Source organism: Mesorhizobium sp. WSM4983 (genome assembly GCF_029625765.1).
Taxonomy (GTDB): Bacteria; Pseudomonadota; Alphaproteobacteria; order Rhizobiales; family Rhizobiaceae; genus Mesorhizobium.
This window is the reverse complement of the sequence record NZ_JARTVM010000011.1, coordinates 196,862-203,375: the sequence shown is the minus strand read 5'-3', so window position 1 is coordinate 203,375 and position 6,514 is coordinate 196,862. Positions and strand designations below refer to the sequence as shown.

The 6,514-nt window shown below is 57.2% G+C and carries 5 protein-coding genes; all 5 read right to left on the bottom strand.

All coding sequences use genetic code 11. The annotated features are described in order from the left end of the window. Positions 1–188: 188 nt before the first annotated feature. The 5 genes from P9254_RS24750 to P9254_RS24730 all read right to left on the bottom strand — a co-directional run bounded on the left by P9254_RS24750 (position 189) and on the right by P9254_RS24730 (position 5,878). Complete coding sequence (locus P9254_RS24750) at positions 189–2,060, bottom strand: acyltransferase family protein (protein ID WP_063169260.1); 1,872 nt, start codon at positions 2,058–2,060, stop codon at positions 189–191. 83 nt (positions 2,061–2,143) lie between these two features. Beyond that, the gene (locus P9254_RS24745; RefSeq protein WP_063169261.1) at positions 2,144–2,704 is read right to left on the bottom strand and encodes a CpaD family pilus assembly lipoprotein; all 561 of its coding nucleotides are present in this window, start codon (positions 2,702–2,704) and stop codon (positions 2,144–2,146) included. Between the two features lie 12 nt (positions 2,705–2,716). Further along, a complete protein-coding gene (locus tag P9254_RS24740; RefSeq protein WP_082826566.1) occupies positions 2,717–4,183 on the bottom strand; it encodes a type II and III secretion system protein family protein in 1,467 nt (488 codons plus the stop codon). 26 nt (positions 4,184–4,209) lie between these two features. Beyond that, positions 4,210–4,896: a response regulator gene (locus tag P9254_RS24735; RefSeq protein WP_063169262.1), complete on the bottom strand. Its 687-nt coding sequence runs from the start codon at positions 4,894–4,896 to the stop codon at positions 4,210–4,212. Positions 4,897–5,650: 754 nt separating this feature from the next. Further along, positions 5,651–5,878, bottom strand: a complete 228-nt coding sequence (locus P9254_RS24730; RefSeq protein WP_405023112.1) for a hypothetical protein — start codon at positions 5,876–5,878, stop codon at positions 5,651–5,653. Between the last annotated feature and the right edge of the window lie 636 nt (positions 5,879–6,514).

The window sequence follows — 6,514 nt, the reverse complement described above, 5'->3', positions numbered from 1 at the left end:
TCCACATGGCAGCCTAAAGTCAAAAACGCCTATCAGTCGCCTCGCCCTGATCGAGGACAACCTGTTGAAGCTCCACACCTAGGTCACTATCGGGGGGCCTTAAACCTGAACAGCTCCATCGTCGCGGCTGCTGCGGAAGCAGGAGCTATCACTGGGACCCGTACTGGTGCTTGTCAGCCGCTGAGCCGCTACTTCGTCTTAGGAAGAGCATTGTCCTTGCCAAAAGCCGGCCAGTATTTCGAGATTGCCAGTGTGGCGCCGGCTGAAGAGAAATGACCATAGTCGAAATATAAAAACTCTCCTCTATCGAAATAGGCGCAGCGTCCTGCGCTGCACAGGAATTTCAGCGGATCGATGAATGTGGCGCCTTTGGTAAATGAGCGCACACGTTCGTTGACGTCGGGGTCCATCGCGATCGGCCAGGACGTATCGTCCAGATTTTGGCGCTTGGCGAAGAACGCAATTTTCCGGACGTCAGTTGGGAACTGCGGAGACTGGCCGATGACAAACACGCGCACGCCCAGGGCACGAAGCGTAGCGATTGTTTGCTGAAGACCGTCGAAACCTCTGACCTCATAGTCACTCCATCTACCGCTGAGGATAACCGTCTTGATGTCCGCTTCCAAGATGACGTCCAAGGCCTTGCGATTGAACCGGACACAATCAAGACGATCGTACGGGTAGTAATAGAGTATCGGCGCGCAGCTGGCGTACGTATATTCAACGATGTTCGCCTGCAATCGATTTATGTTAGCACCCAAGCCGGAAACATAGTGCGCGGCGAAGGAGTCGCCCCACAAAAAAACCGTTGTTGGAAAACCGCTGGTGCGCGTGCAATCCTCCATATTCCAGCTTTCGATCCGGCTGGTGCCCTCGTTGAAACAGATGCCATTCCTCCAGTCCCCGACGGAAATGCGCCGCTGGACATAGTCCGGAAACCGTTGCGGAAAGCCGTTGCCGAGCGCCCCCGCCGCTCCGCCGGCACAAAGGACAACGATCGCGAGCGCTGAAAAGGCGAAGATAGGCCCCGGGGAGGTGAAGGCCCTCTTCTGTCGAAACGGCTGCTCTACAAACTTCCAGGAGAATGCAGCCAATGCGAGGCTTGCCACCAACATCGCACCGGTCATCAACGGATCGAGTTTTTGGAACGAAAGATAGTGCGCGAACGCATTGAGAGGCCAGTGAACAAGATACAACGAATACGAGATGAGCCCAATCCAGACCAGCGGCCTGACTTCGAGCATGCGGGTGGCGACCGTCGAGGGGGTATTTTGGCCAACATAGATCAGAAGGGCCGTTCCGATGCATGGATACAAGGCGTTGTAGCCTGGGAACGGATCACTCGCCGAAATCGCGAAGAACCCGATGGCGAGAAGGCCAAATCCGGCCACCCCCACCGACTCCATCAGGAGTCGGTTGCCCAGCGGCGAGGGGCATTTGAGCATGAGCAGGGCGCCCAACATGAGTTCCCAGATTCGGGTCGGCAGCAGATAGAATCCGGCGGTGGGTGCCAGCGATGTCGCCATCACCGCCACTACGAAGCTGCAGAGAATTATCGGAAGAAGTGTCGTCAGCCAGCGCTTCCCGATGTAGCGATAGATTAGGAACATCAGGATTGGTGCGAAGATGTAGTACTGCTCCGCTACGGAAAGCGGCCAAGTGTGCAACAGTGGTAGAAGCGCGGCATCGATAGAGAAGTAACTTGACGTTTTCCAGAAGAAAACGTTCGACCAGAAGGTCGAGGTAGCTATGATGCTAAGACTGAATCCGCGCAGATCCGGTGGCAGAAGAATGAACAATGCCGCAATGCAGGTGAGAAGCATCACAAAGACGAGCGCCGGCAGAATGCGCCGGGCACGGCGCCAGTAGAAGTTGACGATGGAAAATTGGCCGCGTTCAAGGTCATCCAGGAGGCTTCCGCTGGTTAGGTAGCCGGAGATGACGAAGAAGATATCGACCCCGCTAAAGCCACCCGGGATCGCCGAAATTCCGAAATGAAAGAGTACGACCGGAAGTACAGCAACGGCCCTAAGGCCCTCGATATAGCGCCTATATTGCATCCAGCGGTTCCTTTTATTTTAGATCAGGACGCGATTGGAAGCTTTCAATCTCCGGTAGGAGTGCTGCCGAGATAAGGGCGGTATCAGCCACCTTTATCCGTCCCGAATGTTCTGTAAGTTGCAACTGGTACAGAAGCACGATCGCCATCGCCGGCCTTGACGGCCTGATTGTCGAGCAGATCGCGCGGATCGTTGACCATCACGGCCAGGTTATGTCCTGTCGAACAACCAAGCGGCTGTTTGAAGGATTCTTCATTGGGTAAGGCACCATATGAGGGACAGACCGGCGGACGGGCGTGATAGACAATCGCCTCAATTCGCACTGAGCCGGCGTCGTGTTGATCGCGCAATTGAATGTTGTCTTCTTCGATTGCCAACTGCCTGGCCTGATGGGCTACCCCTGCGCTGAGCTGGGGCGAACCGCTGATGAGGAGGTGGATGGCATCGAACCGGCCGCGACTGGCCTTGTCTAGGAAAACACGCAAACGCTGCCGTTCGGAAGCGCGCAGGCTTTGCAACGTCAGGACGGTGGTCTCCTCTCGGACAAGCATTGGTGCCGATGGTTCGACATCAACTGGCGTAGTGCTTGTGCAGCCACTTACGCTTGGTGCCAGAGCGACAAAGAGGATTATAAAACGCAACATCTTTGGATGACACTATTCGATGATGAAGCCGAGACCGCCCTGGGCGCTTGGCGCGCCCGCACGGATAGCAGCGCGGTCTCGCGGGGGACTTGTCACGGAATTCGTCGGAGCGCCCCCTCCGTTCAAAGCCGGTGCCGCCCGCTCGGTCGGTGCGCTCATCTGGTTTGGGTTGGAGCCTGGTCTTACAATGTAAGGCGTAACTAGAATGACCAGTTCTGACTCCTCTTTTTGAAACGAGGTCGAGCGAAAAAGCGGTCCCAGGATCGCCAGTTCTCCGAGCCAGGGAAAGGCCCTGACATCATTGTTGACGTTCCGCCTGATTAGACCGCCGATTGCGAAGCTCTGGCCGCTGGCGAGTTCGACGACCGTATCGGCTCGGCGCGTGGAAACTGCCGGCACGGAAATTCCGTTGATTTGCACGGCACCTTGCGTCGACAGTTCACTGACTTCGGGCGTTACGTGAATGTTGATTTGATTGTTGCTGAGAACTGTCGGCACAAATTCCAGACTGACGCCGAAGTGACGGAATTCAACCGATACCTGCCTGTTTTCCTGCAGGACAGGAATGGGAAATTCGCCGCCCGCGAGAAAGCTGGCCTTTTCACCCGACATAGCGGTGAGGTTCGGCTCAGCCAGGACGGAAGCTATATGCTCCTTGGCGAGCGCGTCGAGAACCGCGCTGACGTTGACGGCACCGTTGTCGAATCCGATTTCTGCTGTACCGCCACCCTGGGTTGAACCAGACCCAGCGCTTGCAGCGCTTCCGCTTAGAACGCCCACTTTGAAATTGCCGATTTGACCGAAGGCGGACAAGTTGACGCCGAGTGACTTCATGGCGCTGCGTGAGACTTCGGCTACGCGCACGCTGAGGTTAACTTGCAGGGATCCAGCGACCTTGATGTTGTTGACGACTTGCGCTCCGTCGCCCAGATATTGCTCAGTGACTCTTTTTGCGGTGTCGGCGACCTCTGCGTCGGGCGCCGTCCCGCTAAGGATTGCGCCGCGCGGCGTATAGTTGACGCGGATGGGATAGTCGCCGACCTGCTCCCGCAACATGGCGCGTAAATCCCCGATCGGTTGCGTGACAACGATACGCAATTCGGCGAGAGGCTCGCCATTGCCATCCAAGGCGAATAGGCTGGTCCGCCCCGATTTCTTGCCAAAGACGAAGATTGTTTTGCTCGATGGCGCCTGAAAATCCGCGATCGTGGGGTCAGCAACAAAGATGGTCGTGGCTGGCCCGGGCAGATGAACGGTCTCCCCGAGCGAAGAGGAAAGGGTCAGCGTGGCGTTGATGCTATTCGAAGCCGCATGCGGCGGGCCTTTGTCCTGCTTGTTTTGCGCCGCGACACCAAGTGGGAAAGTCACAATAAGCGCGCAGAGGAGATGGCCCAGGTAACGGGGCACTGCAGGTCTTGTAACCTTGTTGGCGATCGCCCGCCAATTGAGCGCAGCGCAAGGATGTTGAAGGATCAGCAAAATAGATCTTCTTTCGATTCGACAAACTATGCGGACGAGGCGTCAGTCAATTCTAGGATGTAACCAATGCCTCGGATGGTCTTGATCCGTGGCGTTGCACCTGATCTGGTCAGATGTCCCCGTAAACGATAAATTCCGACTTCAAGCGCGTTGGCAGACACGTCGTCGTTGAATGAATAGAGGTGATCTTCCAATTGCGCACGGGGCACGATGCGGCCTGCCCGGTTAAGCAGGTGCTCTAGAACACAGAGTTCGCGACGTGCGATCATCATTGGGTGCCCATCAACGAAAACCTGGCGGGCGACCGGATCAAAGTCGAGATTGCCAAATACGAGCCTCAGGTCGGTCATCTGTGTCGCCCGGCGCAGAATGGCTCTCATTCTGGCAATAAGCTCATCGGTAGAGATGGGTTTGAGCAGAAAGTCGTCCGCACCACCGTTGAAGATCGCAATTCGCTTATCGAGATCGTTAAGGCTGCTCATAATGACGGCAGGAACTGAATGCCCGTGGGTCCTCAACTGCCTCAGCCAACCCAAGCCATCGCCATCTGGCAGAGCCAATTCCAGCAGGAGAATTTCATAGCTGGCGCAAGAAAATGCACTCGAAGCCAGTTCCAGAGTACCAACGACATCAACGACGAAGCCGCCATCCCCGAGCGCAAGTCGCATGGCGCGCGCAAGATCCGCATGATGATCCACGAGCAGCGTTCGCATTTCATCTCCTCTCGAAGAGGGACGGCCCATCGAACGCGTCACCGGCGGCCATCTGATCGGAGCACACGGCGCGCAACTCGTCGCAGCTCTCGGAACTGGTCCGAGTCGGAGGGACATGCAAGTCGCTCGGTGGCAATAGGCGCGGGTGAGGACCAACTGACGGGCTCAAATACGCCGGTCGGCGAACCCACGAGGCCAGCAACCCGCGTGCGATTTCTCGTTGCATCATCTCTCCTACGTGCAGCCCCTGCGCTCGCAAGGCAGCGTCGCGGCTCAGAGCCCGATTCCCACAGAGGGTAGGGTTAGCTTTCGAGAAACTGATTGAACAAATCGATTATTTGGATCGAATGCATCCACGGTATGGATGCAGCGCACCATCTTCAACGACTGCGGCGTCCTGATGCACTGTTGTGTCTGTCGTGCTCTGCTTTTTTCGCTGTCCTTCAAGGCTGGCGAGCCTGGTGGAACCTGCGCGTCATTGGCTTGGTAGCTTGAATGCTCAACAACGGAGCGCCCTGCGCAAAGCCGCTCTCATTTCCAAAAAGCCTTGCAATCTGGTTGGAGCACTTCGCGCTCGACACCAAAATAGGCGAGGAAAACTGACGTCTGACAGGGATGTACATGCAACAGCCGATTTGCGGCACCAGCAAACGACCGCGTTCAGGCTGAAGATCGACGACCAACGGCTCCTCGATTTCCGCACTTTTACAAGCTCTTCCTGTGCGGGCGGATGCCGGCAAACAGCAGCACAGGGTCAGCGAAACCGGGAGCGGGCCTGCTTGATCGCCATGATCACATTGCCGCTGTCGCGCGTGCGGAGCGGAATGCAATCGGTCCAGCCGGCGGCAATCCGGTCAGCACCATCGTCTGCACGAAGCTCCCTGACGAAGACGTGCCCGAATGCGCTCAACAAAGCCGGGCGGCGGATCTTTCCAATCGCCGAAGGTGCGGGCTGGCACCGAGCGGCGAACTGCGAACTCATTCCTGCCCGGCGGCGCTGGCCGCCGCGAGCGTCGATGCGGACCCAGCCGCTCCGAATCCTCCCACAACACGATGAGCGCGTCGCGGACATCGCTGCCGTAACAGCGGCTGCGGCTCTTGCCCGCAGACGGCCTCTGCTCACGACGGTTCATAAGACGGATCGCGCGCTTGCGAATAATAGCCGGTTACCGCCTCGAACTCATCCAGAATGCGCCGCTTGTCAACGCCGCAATAAAGCTCCACGATCGCCGCTTCACCGTGTCGCCATGCTGAGCCGCGCCATCCTTCCCCCGAACCGGAATGGCACGACCTGTCCATCCCCTTTGGAACAGGACACTATTGGTAACATTTTGCTTGAGGCAATGCGGCTCGTTGCCTTCCTTTTCGCTGACCGGAAGGGTACCGGAAGTCGTCTATCGCATCTTACCCGCTGAAAGCGGCAACACCTCGACCTCAATCGCAGATCATAGGAAATAGACGATCGCGTCGGGGCCTCAGCATCGGTTCACCGGGTTTCCGTCATCGACTGAAGCGAATTGCCCCATCGACCGTCACCGGGTGGGCCGCGATACGTCGCCGTATATGATTAGCGAGCGCACGTAGCGGAGCCATAGCTCTCCACCCAGCCATGTTCCCC

Excerpts from the sequence above, each read along its gene's own strand:
- P9254_RS24750 (WP_063169260.1), bottom strand. The coding sequence starts at position 2,060 with ATGCAATATAGGCGCTATATCGAGGGCCTTAGGGCCGTTGCTGTACTT.
- P9254_RS24730 (WP_405023112.1), bottom strand. The coding sequence starts at position 5,878 with ATGAGTTCGCAGTTCGCCGCTCGGTGCCAGCCCGCACCTTCGGCGATT.
- P9254_RS24735 (WP_063169262.1), bottom strand. The coding sequence starts at position 4,896 with ATGCGAACGCTGCTCGTGGATCATCATGCGGATCTTGCGCGCGCCATG.
- P9254_RS24745 (WP_063169261.1), bottom strand. The coding sequence starts at position 2,704 with ATGTTGCGTTTTATAATCCTCTTTGTCGCTCTGGCACCAAGCGTAAGT.